The organism is Kosakonia sp. LAM2021, assembly GCF_016620385.1.
GTDB classification, from domain to species: domain Bacteria; phylum Pseudomonadota; class Gammaproteobacteria; order Enterobacterales; family Enterobacteriaceae; genus Kosakonia; species Kosakonia sacchari.
In genome coordinates this window covers 265,958-281,956 of sequence record NZ_JAENHT010000005.1, presented here as the reverse complement: position 1 = coordinate 281,956, position 15,999 = coordinate 265,958, and the positions used below count along the sequence as shown (strand labels likewise).

General features: G+C 56.7%; 17 protein-coding genes. 3 read left to right on the top strand and 14 right to left on the bottom strand.

What is annotated here, in order from left to right:
* Positions 1–88: 88 nt before the first annotated feature.
* Positions 89–1,009, bottom strand: a complete 921-nt coding sequence (locus JKP81_RS13655; protein WP_200552163.1) for an AraC family transcriptional regulator — start codon at positions 1,007–1,009, stop codon at positions 89–91.
* A 104-nt stretch (positions 1,010–1,113) separates the two neighbouring features.
* Here JKP81_RS13655 and JKP81_RS13650 point away from each other — a divergent pair, with 104 nt between their 5' ends.
* On the top strand, positions 1,114–1,947 hold the full coding sequence (locus JKP81_RS13650) for an oxidoreductase (RefSeq protein ID WP_200552162.1): 834 nt from the start codon (positions 1,114–1,116) through the stop codon (positions 1,945–1,947).
* Between the two features lie 34 nt (positions 1,948–1,981).
* Here the strand turns inward: JKP81_RS13650 and JKP81_RS13645 are convergent, their stop codons facing one another.
* The 11 genes from JKP81_RS13645 to JKP81_RS13595 all read right to left on the bottom strand — a co-directional run bounded on the left by JKP81_RS13645 (position 1,982) and on the right by JKP81_RS13595 (position 11,758).
* Complete coding sequence (locus JKP81_RS13645) at positions 1,982–3,892, bottom strand: PRD domain-containing protein (protein WP_200552161.1); 1,911 nt, start codon at positions 3,890–3,892, stop codon at positions 1,982–1,984.
* A 14-nt stretch (positions 3,893–3,906) separates the two neighbouring features.
* Positions 3,907–5,055, bottom strand: a complete 1,149-nt coding sequence (locus JKP81_RS13640) for a lactonase family protein (RefSeq protein ID WP_200552160.1) — start codon at positions 5,053–5,055, stop codon at positions 3,907–3,909.
* Positions 5,056–5,112: 57 nt separating this feature from the next.
* Positions 5,113–5,853, bottom strand: a complete 741-nt coding sequence (locus JKP81_RS13635; protein WP_200552159.1) for a KDGP aldolase family protein — start codon at positions 5,851–5,853, stop codon at positions 5,113–5,115.
* Entirely contained in the window at positions 5,850–6,968 is a 1,119-nt protein-coding gene (locus tag JKP81_RS13630) for a DgaE family pyridoxal phosphate-dependent ammonia lyase (protein WP_200552158.1), read from the bottom strand. The genes JKP81_RS13635 and JKP81_RS13630 overlap by 4 nt, the downstream gene beginning before the upstream one ends.
* Entirely contained in the window at positions 6,952–8,085 is a 1,134-nt protein-coding gene (locus tag JKP81_RS13625) for an amidohydrolase/deacetylase family metallohydrolase (protein WP_200552157.1), read from the bottom strand. Before JKP81_RS13625 ends, JKP81_RS13630 begins: the two co-directional genes overlap by 17 nt.
* A gap of 42 nt (positions 8,086–8,127) precedes the next feature.
* A complete protein-coding gene (locus tag JKP81_RS13620) occupies positions 8,128–8,769 on the bottom strand; it encodes a DUF4310 family protein (RefSeq protein ID WP_020456290.1) in 642 nt (213 codons plus the stop codon).
* 9 nt (positions 8,770–8,778) lie between these two features.
* Entirely contained in the window at positions 8,779–9,555 is a 777-nt protein-coding gene (locus JKP81_RS13615) for a DUF4311 domain-containing protein (RefSeq protein WP_017459108.1), read from the bottom strand.
* Positions 9,556–9,606: 51 nt separating this feature from the next.
* Positions 9,607–9,903, bottom strand: coding sequence for a DUF4312 family protein (locus tag JKP81_RS13610; RefSeq protein ID WP_020456289.1), 297 nt, complete (start codon positions 9,901–9,903; stop codon positions 9,607–9,609).
* A gap of 2 nt (positions 9,904–9,905) precedes the next feature.
* Positions 9,906–10,268: an SFCGS family glycine-rich protein gene (locus JKP81_RS13605; protein WP_020456288.1), complete on the bottom strand. Its 363-nt coding sequence runs from the start codon at positions 10,266–10,268 to the stop codon at positions 9,906–9,908.
* A gap of 10 nt (positions 10,269–10,278) precedes the next feature.
* Positions 10,279–10,614 carry a glycine dehydrogenase gene (locus JKP81_RS13600; RefSeq protein ID WP_020456287.1) on the bottom strand — a complete coding sequence of 112 codons (336 nt, stop codon included), beginning with the start codon at positions 10,612–10,614 and terminating at the stop codon, positions 10,279–10,281.
* Between the two features lie 250 nt (positions 10,615–10,864).
* Positions 10,865–11,758 carry a LysR substrate-binding domain-containing protein gene (locus JKP81_RS13595; RefSeq protein ID WP_200552156.1) on the bottom strand — a complete coding sequence of 298 codons (894 nt, stop codon included), beginning with the start codon at positions 11,756–11,758 and terminating at the stop codon, positions 10,865–10,867.
* 109 nt (positions 11,759–11,867) lie between these two features.
* Between JKP81_RS13595 and JKP81_RS13590 the strand changes: the two genes are divergently transcribed.
* On the top strand, positions 11,868–12,830 hold the full coding sequence (locus tag JKP81_RS13590; protein WP_200552155.1) for a quinone oxidoreductase: 963 nt from the start codon (positions 11,868–11,870) through the stop codon (positions 12,828–12,830).
* Positions 12,831–13,426: 596 nt separating this feature from the next.
* On the opposite strand, the gene cybC is transcribed toward JKP81_RS13590, so the two are convergent.
* A complete protein-coding gene (cybC, locus tag JKP81_RS13585; protein WP_097401747.1) occupies positions 13,427–13,813 on the bottom strand; it encodes a cytochrome b562 in 387 nt (128 codons plus the stop codon).
* 56 nt (positions 13,814–13,869) lie between these two features.
* Positions 13,870–15,222 (bottom strand): metalloprotease PmbA, encoded by a 1,353-nt coding sequence (gene pmbA, locus JKP81_RS13580; protein WP_200552154.1) that lies wholly within the window; start codon positions 15,220–15,222, stop codon positions 13,870–13,872.
* Between the two features lie 95 nt (positions 15,223–15,317).
* Here pmbA and yjgA point away from each other — a divergent pair, with 95 nt between their 5' ends.
* Complete coding sequence (gene yjgA, locus JKP81_RS13575; RefSeq protein WP_200552153.1) at positions 15,318–15,872, top strand: ribosome biogenesis factor YjgA; 555 nt, start codon at positions 15,318–15,320, stop codon at positions 15,870–15,872.
* The last annotated feature ends 127 nt before the right edge of the window (positions 15,873–15,999 follow it).

The window sequence follows — 15,999 nt, the reverse complement described above, 5'->3', positions numbered from 1 at the left end:
CCTCCGGTAAAAAGAGAATGTGTAATGCAATATAGCATTACATGCGCATTACACGCATTTGTGGAAAGCCGCTCTCATTCTCGCTCTTTCAGTGCGACGAGATATATTCCGACGCTGAATGCGCCGGAGGAACGGCAAAACTGTTTTGCATACGTCTGACCTCCTCCGCTGGCGGTAAACCGAAGAGCCGTTTGAATTCGCGGTTAAACTGTGACGGGCTTTCGTAACCGACAGCGTAACAGGCCCCTGCGGCAGTGAGTCGCTGGCGAACCATTAACATCCTCGCCTGGTGCAGTCGCACCGATTTTACATACTGCATCGGCGGCGTCCGGGTTATCGCTTTGAAATGGCTGTGGAATGTCGGCACGCTCATCCCGGCTTGCTGAGCCAGTTGCCTCAGCGATAAGGGTTCTGCATATGTCGCGTGAATGTAACGCAGCGTTTTGCCAATTTTACCGAACTGCCCCTGCAAGGCTAACGCGGCACGCATTGCATTGCCTTGTGCGCCGGTCAACACACGAAAATAGAGTTCTCGTACCCGCGCCGGGCCAAGGATCGCCGCCTCAAGCGGGTTACCGAGCGTTTCCAGTAAACGCAGCACCGCTGTTTTCAGTGTCTCGTCCATCGGGCTGGAGATCATACTTTGCGGCGCAGCGGATAATAGTGGAAAGCCGTGCTGTTCAATTTGCAGCATCACATCTGCGGCAACCTGAAAATCCAAATGCATGTAAATCGCCAGCAGCGGGTGATCTGTCGATGCATCCGTTTCCATCACAAAAGGCACAGGAACCGATACCGCCAGGTAGTGCTGCTCGTCATAAAGATAGATCTGTTGACCGAAATATCCCCGCTTGCTGCCCTGGCAGACAATCACGATCCCCGGATCGTAGAGCACCGGCGTGCGGGCCAGCGGGCGATCGGAACGCAAAATACGCACATCCGCCAGCGCGGTCAGGTTGTACCCCTCCTGCGGGGCAAGTTCCATTAACCTCGCGATCATGTCAGACATCGCGCACCTCATAAGATCAGGCAATAAAAAGAGAAGATATGGCCTAAAAAGCCAGCAGGTCAGAGAATACTATGCAGCTTCCATTTTTCATGGGAGTAGACGTTATGTCATCTGTAAAAACACTTTTTATCACTGGCGTCAGCAGCGGCTTTGGTCGCGCGCTGGCTCAGGAAGCACTGGCTGCGGGTCACAAGGTCATTGGTACGGTGCGCAACCGCGAAGCGCAGCAGGCATTTGAAGCCCTGCATCCTGACCGGGCATTTGCCCGCCTGCTTGACGTCACCGATTTCGCGCAAATCACTGACGTGATCGCAGAGGTTGAATCACGCATCGGGGCCATCGACGTACTGGTAAATAACGCCGGTTACGGCCATGAAGGGATCATGGAAGAGTCCTCGCTTGCAGAGATGCGCCGCCAATTCGACGTCAATGTATTTGGCGCCGCGGCCATGATGAAAGCCGTGCTACCCGGCATGCGCCAGCGCCGCAGCGGGCACATTATCAATATCACCTCGATGGGAGGTTATATCACCATGCCGGGGATCGCCTGGTACTGCGGCAGCAAATTCGCACTGGAAGGGATCAGCGAAACGTTAGGCAAAGAGGTGAAGTCTTTTGGCATCCACGTGACGGCAGTAGCGCCGGGATCGTTTCGTACCGAGTGGGCCGGACGCTCAATGATGCGCACGCCTCGCGCCATTGCCGATTACGATGCGCTTTTTGATCCGATTCGCCAGGCGCGCGAGGAAAAAAGCGGGAAACAGCCCGGCGATGCCGTCAAAGCAGCTCGCGCCATGCTGGCGATAATAGACAGCGACACACCGCCCGCGCACCTGCTGCTGGGCAGCGATGCGCTCAGCCTGGTGCGTGAAAAACTGGCGGCACTCACTGCGGAGATTGACGCATGGGAGGCGCTTACCCGCTCTACCGATGGTTAACGGGCACGGGGCGTGAAAGCGCCCCGGCATTGGCTCAAAAGCGGCTCAGCGACTCCATCGCCACGCGTTTAAACGACGCGAAATCCGCACAGGCACAGAGTCGCGCCGTCACGCGCTCGCGCAGGAAGGTGACGAAAATATCGTAGATCGCCATCGCCTCTTCATATTCGCTCTTGCTGATCGCCAGCAAGAAGATGACATGCGCAGTTTCATCGCCCCACGCGATCCCCTGCGGCGCCAGCACGGTGTAGACCACCGTTTTTTTCGCCAGCAGCCCGAGGGCGTGCGGCAACGCGATGCCCTCGCCAAGCAGGGTGCTAACAATCGCTTCGCGCTCGACCACCGAATCGAGAAACTCCGCATCGACAAAGCCTTCATCCTGCAATTGATGGCACAAAGTGTTGAACAGCGTTTGTTGATCCATCGCGCCATCGATGATGCGGAAATGTGCGGCATCAAAATACTTTTCCAGCATCCACGGGCGCGTTCTGTCTACCAGCACCAGCTTGCCGATCTGCTCCAGTTGATACTCGCTGGGAAACGGCGCGATGGTGACGACCGGCTTATCTTTTTCATTTACCCGCGCGGTGGAGATAACAAAATCCTCCGCGATACCGTCGCACTGCTCGTACTCACGCAGCGTCACGGTGCGCGTCACCACAATCTGCGGATATTTACGCGCCAGCACCGCTTCAATCATCCGCACCATCGCATTTCCAACATCGCACACCAGCAACACGCGAGGCTGGCGCTGATAACCCACGTTGTAATGGCGCTCAAGGCCGACACCAATATGCAGCACCAGAAAACCGATCTCGTTTTCGCTGATCACATACGGCGTGTATTTCCCCCAACTGGAGACCGCCGCCAGCGTCATATCCCACGCCATGGGATAGTGCTGTTTAATGTTATCCAGCAATGGGTTAGGGATCATTATCTGGTAGCGCACGCGGGTGATCATGGTTTTGATATGGGTGAGCAGATCCGCGTGCAACTGGTCATCGTTTTGCAGGTTGTAGTTATAGTGCGTGTTGATGTAGCCAAGAATGTAGTTGACCAGCGTTTCGTCGTCATCGGCGCTGATGGCGCTGGGCGCAATCTCCTGCACGCGCCGTCCGGCGATATGCACCCGCAGCCAGTGCTCTTCCGCCGCCGCCAGCGGTTTTCCCGCCAGTTGTTGCAGCGCGGCGGAGATATCCCGCGCAGCCTCTTTGACATTTTCGTCCCCATCTTCGGCGCTGAATTCAGAGAGAGGATAGCCCTCGCTGATACGGCGGACCGCCACCGCGCAGTAGAGGCGGATAAACAGATCGCCCTCATCCGTGAGGCGAATATGGTGGCGGTTAAAACAGTCATGCAGAATGGCAGCCAGCGCCTCTGGCACACCCGGATTGAGCGCCTCTTCGATGATCAGCGGGTTATCCGCATTTTGCTGCGCCAGTTCCCACAGCAGATCCGTCAAACAGGCGCGCAGCGCCATTTCGCTGCCAAACAGTTTCATGCCGTGGCGCGGGCGCGTTTCCAGCGTCAGACGGTAGCGGGAAAACCACTCCCGCACCTCGGTCATATCATTTTGCAGCGTGGCGCGGCTGACAAACCACTCATCCGCCAGATCTTCCAGCTTGAGCGAGAACGCAGAGGTGAGAAAACGCACCACCAGATAATGCACGCGCTCCGGCCCGCTACGCGGAATGCGCAGCGCGCGCGGGCGCGCCGCCTGCAAGCTCTGGTAACGCGTGGCGTCATCAATTTTCAGTTGATAGCCGCTGCCGCGCGTCAAAATAAACTGCGCGCCATGGTGCAGCAGTAGCGCATTCAGTGCGGTGATATCGGCCCGAACGGTACGCGTCGAGACCGACAAGCGCTGTGCCAGCTCATCCTGCGGTAGCGTCTCGTTTTGCAACATCATAAACAGTTGCGCCAAACGTTGGTTCGGGAATCGCACGTCGCTCTCCAGGCTTAAGGGTGAGATGAAATAACCATCTGAGATGGGCTGCCTACCGGCGTGTAGTCCGGCTCAAAATGCAGTTTCCCGTCGCGTTCCACGCGAAAACGGGTGATGTTATCGCTGCGCTGGTTCATCACGTATAACCAGCGGCCATTATCCGCCAGCGTTAGCGTGCGTGGGTAATCGCCGCGTGTCCAGACATCGTCCTGATGGGTAAGCGAACCATCGGCTTTCACCGTAAAGTGCGCGATGCTGTTATGCAACCGGTTGGCGACATACAGCTGTTTACCGTCACCACTTAATACCAGCCCGGCGGCAAAACTGGTGCCTTTGTACTCTTTTGGCAGCGCCGAAAAGGTTTTCCCCGGCTGCAACGTGCCGGAGGTTTTGTTCAGCGCATAGTGCGTGAGCGTCGAGGCTTCTTCATTTATCAACCACAGGCCATCGCCCTTTGGCGTGAACACAAAATGGCGCGGCCCGGCACCTTGCGAAGAGGCGCTAATAAAGGGTGGATCATTCGGCGTTAACGCGCCCGTTTTGCCATCAAACTGATACTGATAAATGCGATCCAGCCCCAGATCGGTGGAAAAGACGAATTTCCCGCTTGGATCGGCGGCGATCATATGCGCATGCGGACCATTATGATCGCTAATCGCAAAACTGCCTTCCACCGCCGCAGCCGGTTTCGCCGCGCCCGGTTCGCCCTGATCCTGACGCGTATCCACCGCTTCGCCGAGGCTACCATCCGCTTTCACCGGCAGCACGGCAATCGATCCGCTGACATAGTTCGCCACCAGCAAAAAGCGCCCATCCGGCGTTAGTGACAGATAGACCGGTCCGGCACCGCCAGACGCCACCTGGTTCAGCACACTCAGCTCACCGTTATCGCCAATATGCAGCGCCTGCACCGCGCCCTTTTCCACCTCGCTGGCGAGATAGAGCGTTTTACCATCCCGCGCCACCGTTAGCTGCGCCGCATTCGGCAATGGGCTGACCAGCGTTTTATTGCCAAGCGCGCCAGATTGCGGATCCACGGTAAAGCGATAAAGCCCTTCGCCGTTTGGGTTGTAGGTTCCCACCCAGGCGTACTGCGTTTGTGCCATGGCGCTGGTCGCCAGCAGAGAAAGTGAAACGGTAAGCAGATGACGAGCGGTAAGCATGGTGGCTCCTTACGTGACGAGGGGGAGTTTCCCTCCCGTATCGGGAGGGAAGATCGTTTACTTCACCAATGTTTTGGTCATGTCCAGCAACTGGCGAACATCCGCCGGGCGCGTGTCGCCACTCGCCTTATCAATAATCGAACTGTAAATATGAGGGATCACTCTGCGAACGCCCGCATCCAGCGCGATTTGCAGGATTTCGCTGAAGTTGTCCAGATCGATACCGCCGGTCGGCTCCAGCCAGAAATCATGTCGTGCGCAGGCTTGCGCCACAGCGATAAATTCGTCGCGGCATTTCAGCCCGCCCATCGGGAAGTACTTAATGGAGCTGCCGCCCATATCTTTTAGCAGTGCAATGGCGGTTTCCACCGGCACAATGCCGTCTGGCACCTGGCTGCTCAGCGGCCCAGTGGAAATTTTTACCCTTCCCGGCGTGCCAGTTGGCGAAACCAGACCGTTAACCACCGTGTCGTTCTGCCCGAGTAGCGCGCGGCTGGTCGCCACGCCGGTGAACACCTGGTTAACGTGCTGCGGTTGTACTTCACGGGAAATGGCGCTGACCATGGCCGACTGGTTCGGATCGCCCGCGCCAAGGCCAACGGAAAGCGCATTATCGATACGCGCCGCGTAGTCGCGCATATCCGCGACGGCACTCGCTACATCCGGGTAGTTTTTCGACAGCACGCCGACCAGCACATGGCCTTCCGCGGCCTCGTAAATCGCGCTGGCGTTCTCTTTGCTTCCCGCCAGCACGTTCAGGCATACGCGGTCACGGTAAAAATTTGGCGTCAGTTTCATGCGTTTGATCCCTTGTTCAGTTCTTCGGCGATGCGGCGATACACAATCGCCAGTTGCTCAGCGGTGACGCTGCGCACATCGGCTTCGATAATCCCTTCGTTGGCTTTATAACCACGGAAGTAAATGGCGTATTCCCCCTGTTTGAGGGTGCTGACCAGCTCGCCGGTGGCGATACCGGTGACGGCTTCATCAAATTTGATTTCGCTGCGGGCAATATCGCGCCCGGCGCTGTCCCACACCACGCGGGCGCTCACGCCTTTCAGCGTGTTTAGCTGGTCGATAAACGGTGTCATTTTGGCGACCATTTCCGCCCCGCTCTCTTTGCTGGCAGAAAGATAATGCTCAATGGCACAGGTCAGGCCGAGAATGCCCTCTTTGCCCACTTTCATCGCCCGACCAATGCCCGCCGTCTGGCGTTTTACCCACTCCACATACTGCGTTTTGCCGATCACCAGCCCGCTGGTTGGCCCTTCAATCGCTTTTGCGCCGCTGTAGATAACCAAATCCGCACCGGCGCGGTAATAACACTGCAAATCCTCTTCTGCCGCCGCATCAACAATCAGCGGCAGGTTGTGTTTGCGAGCTACCACAGCGGCCTGCTCCACGCTGAGCATGCTTTTTTGTACGCAGTGATGAGATTTGATAAAGAGGATCGCTGCCGTGCGCGGCGAGATCGCCGCCGCCAGTTGATCGGCGGAGCATTCATTGGCATAACCGGCTTCCACCACTTTGCCGCCGCCCAGCGCCACCATGGTGCCTACCGGTGCGCCAAAGTTAACGTTGTGCCCGCGCGGCAGCACGATTTCGTTGTTCTCAATCGGCGTGCTGTGCAGGTTTTCCAGCAGCCAGTCGCTGTCTTTCACCAGCACGGCGGCGACGGACTGGGCAATTCCTGCGGAAGCGCACGACACCACGGTCGCGCCTTCGACATCCAGCAGTTTTGCAATGTACTCGCCGGTTTTATTCACCAGGTCTTTCATTTCGAAGTAGTGATTTATGCCGCTGACTACAGCGTCGACCACTTCCGGGCGCGGCGTGGAAACGCCGAGCGCCGTCATGCGCCCGGAGGCATTAATCACCTGTTTTAGCTGGTACTTATCATAAATCGAAGGCATGTTCGGCACTCCCTTGTTCGGTCATATAGCCCTTGCCCGCGCGAATGGCGGCAAGCGGCGTGAGGATCTGTTCGGCCTGTAGGGTTTCGTTTTCCGCATCGGTGAACAGCACCGGCTGGCGTTTCAGATCGAAAATGGTCAGGTCGGCGTCGAAACCCACGGCAAGACGCCCTTTATGCTTCAGGCGCAGGCCATCGGCGGCGTGGTCGGTCACACAGGCGATCACCTGCGGCAGCGACATGCCAATGGCGAGGAATTTGGACATCACATTCGCCAGCGAGCGCACCGGGCCATCAATACGGTTGCGGCAGTAAATGTCGGAACTGATGGTCTGTGGCAAAATCCCAAGCGCAATAGCCTGCTGCGCTACCGCAAAGCTGAAGCTGGCGCTGCCGTGCCCGACATCAAGGCGCACACCGCGCGCAATGGCGCGCGTTACCGAGGCGCGCAGTTCGCCGGTTGGCGTCAGAATGCGGTTCGGCTTGCCGTTATAGCAGTGGGTAATGATGTCGCCGGAAGTCAGCAACTCAGCAATCTCATCGAGGTTTGGCGGGTTGTTGCCAATATGCACCATCAACGGCAAATCGCCATTCTGTTGCTGGATGGCTTTGGCGCGTTGCAGCGGCGTGATGCCGTTGTCGCCGACCACGCTGCTACTCATGCGCGCTTTCAGGCCGACAATAAAATTCGGGTGACGTTTTATGGCCCCACGCGTGGCGTCGGCGTCGATATTATTCAGGTTCGCCAGTTCGTTTTGCGCAATCAGCCCGACGCGCGAGATATTCAGCAGCGCATAGACGTCCGTTGAAGCCTTACGGGTAATGGCATAGAAATCATCAATGTCGTCCGCGCCGGTGCTCCCGGCGTCAATCACCGTAGTAACGCCGGTCTGAATGCCGACGCTATCGGGCTCGTCATGATAAATGGGTGAGTTCGGGTAACAGTGGACATGGGAGTCGATCCACCCGGCGCTGACATAGTGTTCGCCGCGTAAATCCACGCTTTTCGCCGCCGGGCCGTCGATATCGCCAAGCGCCGCGATTTTGCCCGCCGCGATGGCGATATCCGTCACCGTATCGTCAACCAGACGCGCCCGGCGCAGGAGTAAATCAAACATGCGTATCTCCAGGAGTAACGGGCGCCGCAGCGCCCGTGGGTGTCAGAGGGCTACCGGGAAGATGGAGCCCAGCAGCATCGCACCGAGGATCGCGCCCCCGGTGATCGGCTTCTGCCAGAGGTAAAACAGCAGCGCGCCAATCAGCGAACCAATACCAATCGGAATGGAAGCGGTCATCGCGCTGAGGATAATCAACGGGCCAAGGAAGCGCCCGGATGCGTTACCCGCGCCCATCATCACGTCTGCGCCGTAGGTGGAGTCGCTCTGATTGATGGTGAACTTACGCGCCAGGATAATCAGGTAGCCAATTGCCAGGCCGATGATCAGCCCGGTAGCCAGCGAAGCCACAAAGTTCGCCACCGGGAAGACAAAGCCCGCGCCGAGCAGCAGCGCCGGCACGCCAAGGCCAACGCCGGTTTGAATCGCCCCGCCGATATCGAGAATACCGACCAGCGAACCTTCGATAATGCGGGCGAACAGGAAGCTCGCGCCAAACGCCGCCACCGCGCCGTAAACGCCGGTATCCATGCCGGAACGCAGCATCGAGACAAACGCCACTTCGTTAAACGCGCCAATGCCGTACAGGTAGTACATGTGTGTCCCGGCGAACACGCCGGAAGAGAGCAGGCCGACGAAAATCGGGAATGACCAGTCGGCGTACCAAAAGCCTTTATTCTGTTCCATCTCGGTTCCTTATTTGCCGCTGAGCGAGTTGTGGATAAGCGACAGCCAGTCCGGCGCGCTCAGGTGGAAGGACTCGATCATTTTCAGGTCAAAGCCGCGGAAGAACGCACTCAGCACAAACAGGGCGACAATCGCCGTCATCATCACTTTGGTGACGCGATTCCAGCCGCTCTCTTCCACGCCTTTACCAATCAGAATACCCAGCACCAGGCCCGGTACGGCGTTGCCCATAATCAGCTGCGCCGCGCCGCCAAAGACGGTCGCCCAGAAACCGGATTTCTTGCCTGCATCAATTGCCGCCAGCCAGAAAATCACCGGCATCACGGTGTTGACCAGCAGGTTCGCGGCCGGAACCAGCACTTTCACCGCGGTCACCTGCAACGCCGCCGGAACGGAGGAGGCGGTCAGATTGAGGAAGGTGACGACCACCATGCCGATCAAGCCACAGGCGATAGCCATCTTTTTCGGGTCATGCAGGGTTTCGCCCACGTTGCGGTTTTTCACCATCAACGCAGCCGCACCCCAGTTCGGAATAATGCGGTGGTCAACGTCCTGAGTGAACGAGCCCGCCGCAACGGATGACGCCCAGGCGTTAAAGAAGAAACCCAGGCCAAAGGAGAAGTGCGAAGCCGGGTCCCCTTCGCAGGAGTTCAGTTCGCCCAGTGTACGAAATGCGCCCATCCCTTGCGTGGTCGGCGCGTGGAACATGCGTGCAGCCCCTGCGCCCACACCAACGCCCACCAGGCCGCCGATAATGAGCGATTTTATTAGTATGATTAAGAACATCAGTCTGCCCTCTTCTACCCTGTGATACTGACTCACGGGGTATGCGGTGAGTTATTGCGTGACGAAATCCACTTTATCGAGATTGATGGCGGTCACGTTGACGGTGACGTCCAGCTCCACGCTGTACGTGCGTCTTATACGGCGCAAAAAGAGGAACAAAAATGCCTCTTTGCGCGTCGTTTCCTGCGCCTGAACAACCTGCACGTCCTGTGGCTCAATGCGCAGTAAAATGTGCGGCGACGTTTTCATCACCGCGGCCTGAACATGGTTCAGTGCATCGGCGAAGGCGCGCGCTTTCGCATCGCCCTTGCCCTTTACCCTGACCGTGGTGGTGAACTGTTCTTTCATGGTTATGCGCCGTATTTTTTCTGCCACGCCTGCACCAGACGCTCGCCTAACTCTTCTTTGTCCATAAAGCCAAAGCCCAGCACGTTGCAGCCTTCGTTAATCGCCGTCACGCCCTCTTCCACAGAACGCATGCCATATTTCGCTTTGTAGCCATGCTTGTTCTGCGCGGTGATAGCACCTGCGCCGCCGCTGCCGCAAAACGAGATGCCAAAGGTGGCGTTTTCCGCTTTCATCACATCGCCAAGTTTCATATCCGCCGCCACGCCCGGCACGACCACCGCGCGGCCGCCCGCTTTTTCTACGCCGGCCGCCACTTTCTGGCCTTTACCCAGGCGGTCGCCAATCACTACGGTAATCTGTTCCATTTTTCGCTCCTTAAAGGTTGTCTTTCGCCACTTCGAAGTGCACCGACAGCAGCCAGGCTTCTTCTTCCGGAAGGTTGCCAAAGGCCGCCACGACATCGCGGGCAAGGTTCATGGAATCCGCCGAGATCTCATCAAACAGGCTGGCGTCCACTTCCGGTAGCGGTTCGCCGGTCACCGACCGGTGCGCCATCGCGCGGACATGAGAGGTCAGCATCTGTTGCTGAACCGCATTCGGCGTAATGTTCTGAGAACTGAGTAAGGCATACACCTGCTTCAGCATGCGTTCAGCAAGGGTTGCCGTTTGCGCAGCCTGCTCCGCGTCGTTTATTACCGCTCCGTTATTCACTCGTCGTACCCCGTTAATGGCTTCGGAATAAAACTAGCGTTGCAGGTTAAGAGTTTGTAGCGAGGAGTTTTCCACTTCGAAGTGGAAACGCGGAAGGCTTTAGTGATCTGCGCCGCAAAATGAGGCCGTTCAGGTTTTTTTCACTGTATAGCGGTCACAATTTTGACCAAAAGAGGCGGAAAAACGACAGCCAAAAAGCACAAAAAAACGGCGGACTGGCGGGGAAAAGTGTGAGGTGAATAAGGTTTACTTATTCCTGCCCGTTGTTCAGCGCCCGCAACAGATAATCCGTGAATGACGACACCAGCGGCAGCAACGGCCTGCCGGGTAAATGTAATAAATGCATCGGGCGCGGCGGCGGTAAATAGCCCGGCAGTACGGCGCACAGACGGCCTGCATCGATATCCCGCTGCAACATGATGTCGGCGTGCTGCACAATCCCCAGCCCGGCCAGCGCCGCCTGGCGAATCGCCTCGCCGGAATCCACCATCAGCCGCGGGGTGATCGGCACGTCTTGTTTACCGTCCGGCCCTGCCAGTTGCCAGCTGTGATCGGATCGCCACTGGCTAAAACTGATGCAGTGGTGCTGTTTCAACTCATCCGGGGTTTCGGGCGTGCCGTGGCGCGCTAAGTAATCTGGCGACGCGGCGAGGATCATCTGGTACGGCGCCAGCGGAATAGCAATCATCCCTTCATCGTTGATAGCGCCGACGCGCACAGCGAGCTGAAAGCGCTCCTCAATCAGCGAGACTTTGCGATCGCCCAGCACCATTTCCGCATTCACGCCGGGATATTGCTGTAAAAAACGCGACAAAATGGGGGTTAAAACATGATTGCCCCAGGCCACCGGTGCGCTGATGCGCAGCAGGCCAGAGACATTTTCATAAAGATGATTGGCTAACCCGTCTGCTTCGCGAACGGTGGCAAGGATTTGCAGGCCATACTGGTAAAAACGCTGACCGGCTTCGGTTAGCCCCTGGCGGCGCGTGGTGCGGTGCAGCAGCTTGCAACCGGTGCGGCGTTCCAGTTCGCGCACATGTTTACCGACCATCGCTGGCGTGATGCCTAACGAGTCGGCGGCGGCGGTAAAACTGCCGAACTTGATGGTGCTGACAAACGACTCAACGCATTTGAGATAATCCATTTTCCACCCGCATTCTAAACCCACAGTATCAAATGAAGATAACAATGCCCCATTTATCCGCAACAGGACGCGGGAAATAATAGCGCCATTATCGTTTATTAGGTTCTTAATGATGCAATCGCTGGTTTTCAATGAGTTTGGCGCATCGGACGTGCTCTACCTGCACAATCAACCTACGCCGCAGCCCGGCGCGGGCGAGTTGCTGGTCGACGTGTCTGCCGCCGGGCTGAATTTTGCGGATATTTATCGCCGCCAGGGGCGTTATCCACTGGCAGGAAACGCCCCCTGGGTTGCCGGGTATGAAGGAGCCGGCCAGGTGATTGCCGTGGGGAGCGGTGTGAGCGGCTGGCAACCGGGCGATCGCGTGGGTTTTGCCGATGTGCCGCTGGCGCACGCCAGCCATATTGTGGTGGCGCAGGAAAACGCTATTCGCCTTCCCGACTGGCTTTCTGAAGCGCAGGCCGCATCGATTCTGTTGCAAGGCTTAACCGCAGATTATCTGGTACATGACGTGTTACCGGTAGTACCCGGCATGCGTGTCGCCGTGCTGGCCGCCGCTGGCGGCGTGGGCAGCCTGCTGACGCAAATGCTGGTACACCGGGGGGCGCAGGTGTTCGCCGTGGCCTCAAACCAGGCTAAGCAACGCCTCTGCCTGCGTAACGGCGCAGACGCCGCCGCCGATTACAACTCATGGCCTGAGCAGGTTCGCGCCTGGCATACGCCGGGTTGCGATATCGTGTTTGATTCGGTTGGCAGCACGCTGCTACAAAGTCTGGACAGCCTGAAAGATGGCGGGCGCGTTGTGCTGTTCGGTATGTCCGGCGGCACGATCCCCACGCCGGATCCGGCGCAGTTTTTATTGCGATCCACCGGTGTTATCGGTGCCGATCTGTGGACTTACCTGACATCGCAGCAAGAGCGACAGCGCCGCGCCGACCGCCTGTTCGCGCAGCTGAAAGCAGGGCATATCAAATTGCCGGAGGTGACATCGTTTCCGCTCTACCGGGGTAAAGAGGCGCATGATTTGCTGGAAAACAGAGAGTTTAGCGGGAAGGTGATTTTGATCCCCTGACCTTGCAGCGATACGTTATTAAAAAAGTGCATGAACTTCGCAGCGATGGGGTTGGGTCCCCGCTGAAATCGGCGAACCGAAGAGTGAATGGCAAGGTCTGGACGCCATGGATGGCGGCCAGAGGCGAAACGAGACATGGACAAAATTGCCGGGAGCAATTTTGAACAGCGCCTGCGCTGGCCCCGAAGGGGCGAGTCCCAGGGATGGGACGAGTAATCTTGAGTCGAGCCGACCGCAGCCAGACGCTCGGGAGGTGAGCGTAGTGCGAAGCACCGATGTCCTGCGGGGCTGCGGGGATTGATAAGGGGGACGCAGTGTCCCCCTTATCCCGTTCACAGCACGGGGGTTAATTAAAATAATCCTTCTATTAATGAACGGAACCATTCCACCAAACTAAAAAAAACTGATGCTGACAATGTTTACTCAACACGAGAGAGATTTAACAACAGATGATTTTGATCCCCTGACATAACGCGTTTTAAAAATGAAACAGCACCAGGGAAGCACACAATAAAAAGCGGACACCGGAAATTCCGGTCAAGAAGCTGAAGTAAAAAGCGGGGCAATTGCCCCGCTTCGTTTAACCTGATACCGAATTAACGATATTTCTTGTGATACGTGTTGCGGGTATCAATGAACCCTTTGGCGGCATCCTGCGCCTCTTTCACTTTGCCTTCGTTAGCCAGTTTCAGCGCGCCGTCGATCTGCCCAACCAGCACATCAAAGCCGTGGCGGAAATCTTTCATCTCTGCGCTGTCTGCCGCTTTACCTTCCAGTTTCGGCGGCGTTGCTTTTTGCGCATCCAGCGCAGCGGTACGCATTTTGGTTAATGCATCTTTCATCTCGCCAGCGTCGCTGGTTTTCTGCACCACTTTCAGATTGTCATTCAGGGTGCCCATATCATCTTCGAGATCGGCGGCGAACACCGACGATCCAACAAACAACGATGACACAGCAAGGATCGCTAACAGGTTTTTACGCATTGCTCACTTCCTTTTTTATTATTCACGCTAAAGGCGCAGCTCTGTGCGCCACGGAGTTATTGTCCGGCGATTTTCATCTCCGGGAGTAACACTGAACCACACTGAATATTGCTACGGTGTTCGATATCGTCACCAACGGTAACGATATTACGCCACATATCTTTCAAATTTCCGGCAATGGTAATTTCGCTCACCGGGTACTGGATTTCACCATTTTCTACCCAAAAACCGGACGCACCGCGCGAATAATCACCGGTAATGCCGCTCACGCCCTGGCCCATCAGCTCGGTGACCACAAGCCCGGTGCCCATTTCTTTTAGCATTTGCTCAAAGCTCAAACCGCGCCCGGCAATGCGCCAGTTATGAATGCCGCCCGCATGTCCGGTGCTTTTCAGCCCCAGCTTACGCGCGGAATAATTGGTCAGCAGCCACTGCATCAGCACGCCATCTTTAACGATATCGCGGCGTTCGGTACGCACGCCTTCGCTGTCAAACGGTGAAGAAGCCAGCCCTTTGAGCAGATGCGGATGCTCTTCAATGGTCAGCCACTCCGGCAGGATCTGTTTGCCGAGATAGTCCAGCAGGAAGGTCGATTTGCGGTAGACAGAACCACCGGCAATCGCGCCCACCAGGTGACCAAACAGGCCGGTTGCCACTTCGTGGCCGAAAATGACTGGCGCTTTCATGGTCGGCAGCTTACGCGGCGACAGGCGGGACAACGTGCGACGCGCACACTCTTCGCCCACCCACTCCGGCGTTTGCAGCTCGTTGATGTCACGGCTGATGGTGTACGCGTAATCGCGCTCCATGTCGCCATTCTCTTCGGCAATCACGCAGCTCGACAGAGAGTGGCGCGTAGAGCAGTAGCTTTGCAGCATGCCGTGGCTGTTGCCGAAGACTTTAATGCCGTAGTGGCTGTTGAAGCTGCCGCCTTCGGTATTATTAATGCGTTTATCCGCTTTCAGCGCCGCCTGTTCAGCGCGCGCGGCCCATTCAATGGCTTCATCCGGCGTCACTTCCGCCGGGTGGAACAGGTCGAGATCCGGTGCCTCAAACGCCAGCAGCTCTTTATCTGCCACGCCCGCGTAAGGATCCGGCGAGGTATAACGTGCAATATCCAGTGCTGCCTGTACGGTGCGGGCAATCGCCTCCGGGCTGAGATCGGTTGACGAGGCGCTGCCTTTGCGGTTTTGGTGATAAACGGTTATCCCAAGTGCGCCATCGCTGTTAAATTCGACATTCTCCACTTCGCCGTAGCGCGTGCTGACGCCGATCCCGGTGGTTTTGCTGACAGCCACTTCCGCACCGTCCGCTTTTCCGACGGCTAATTCCAGCGCTGTGGAAACCGCCTCTTCCAGCGTTTTGCGTTGTTGTGCAACTTGTGTGATTACTTTCATTGCCAATGCCATAATTAAGGGAGAGATTCTTTGAAGTCTAACAGAGAACCGTTTTTCAGTGCGCGCCTTAACTGGTAACATTAGCCTCTTTTTTTAAGGAGCCTGAGATGACAAAGCAGCCCGACGACTGGCTCGACGACGTGCCCGGTGATGATATTGAAGACGAAGATGACGAGATCATCTGGGTCAGTAAGAGTGAAATTAAGCGCGATGCTGAAGAGTTAAAGCAGCTCGGCGCGGAAATGGTCGATCTTGGCAAAAACGCGCTGGATAAACTCCCGCTCGACCAGGATCTGCGCGACGCTATTGAGCTGGCGCAGCGCATTAAGAAAGAGGGTCGCCGCCGTCAGTTGCAGTTGATCGGTAAAATGCTGCGTCAGCGCGATGTCGATCCGATTCGCCAGGCGCTGGATAAGCTGAAAAACCGCCACAATCAGCAAGTTGCCTTTTTCCACAAACTGGAGCAGATCCGCGATCGCCTGATTGAAGAGGGTGATGATGCGGTGCCAGAGGTGCTGAACCTGTGGCCGGACGCTGATCGCCAGCAACTGCGTTCGCTCATCCGTAATGCGAAGAAAGAGAAAGAAGGTAATAAACCGCCGAAATCCGCGCGTTTAATCTTCCAGTATCTGCGTGATCTGGCTGAAACCAGCGAGCAATAACCTTTCTGCATTATCCCTCTCCTGCGGGAGAGGGCTTTTCCCGCTTCCCTTTTCCTGTTTCATTTATTTTCCCCTGGATGCTGCGCTGCTTTAGCTGAATCGTTAAAGCTAAAAACATTCCACATCA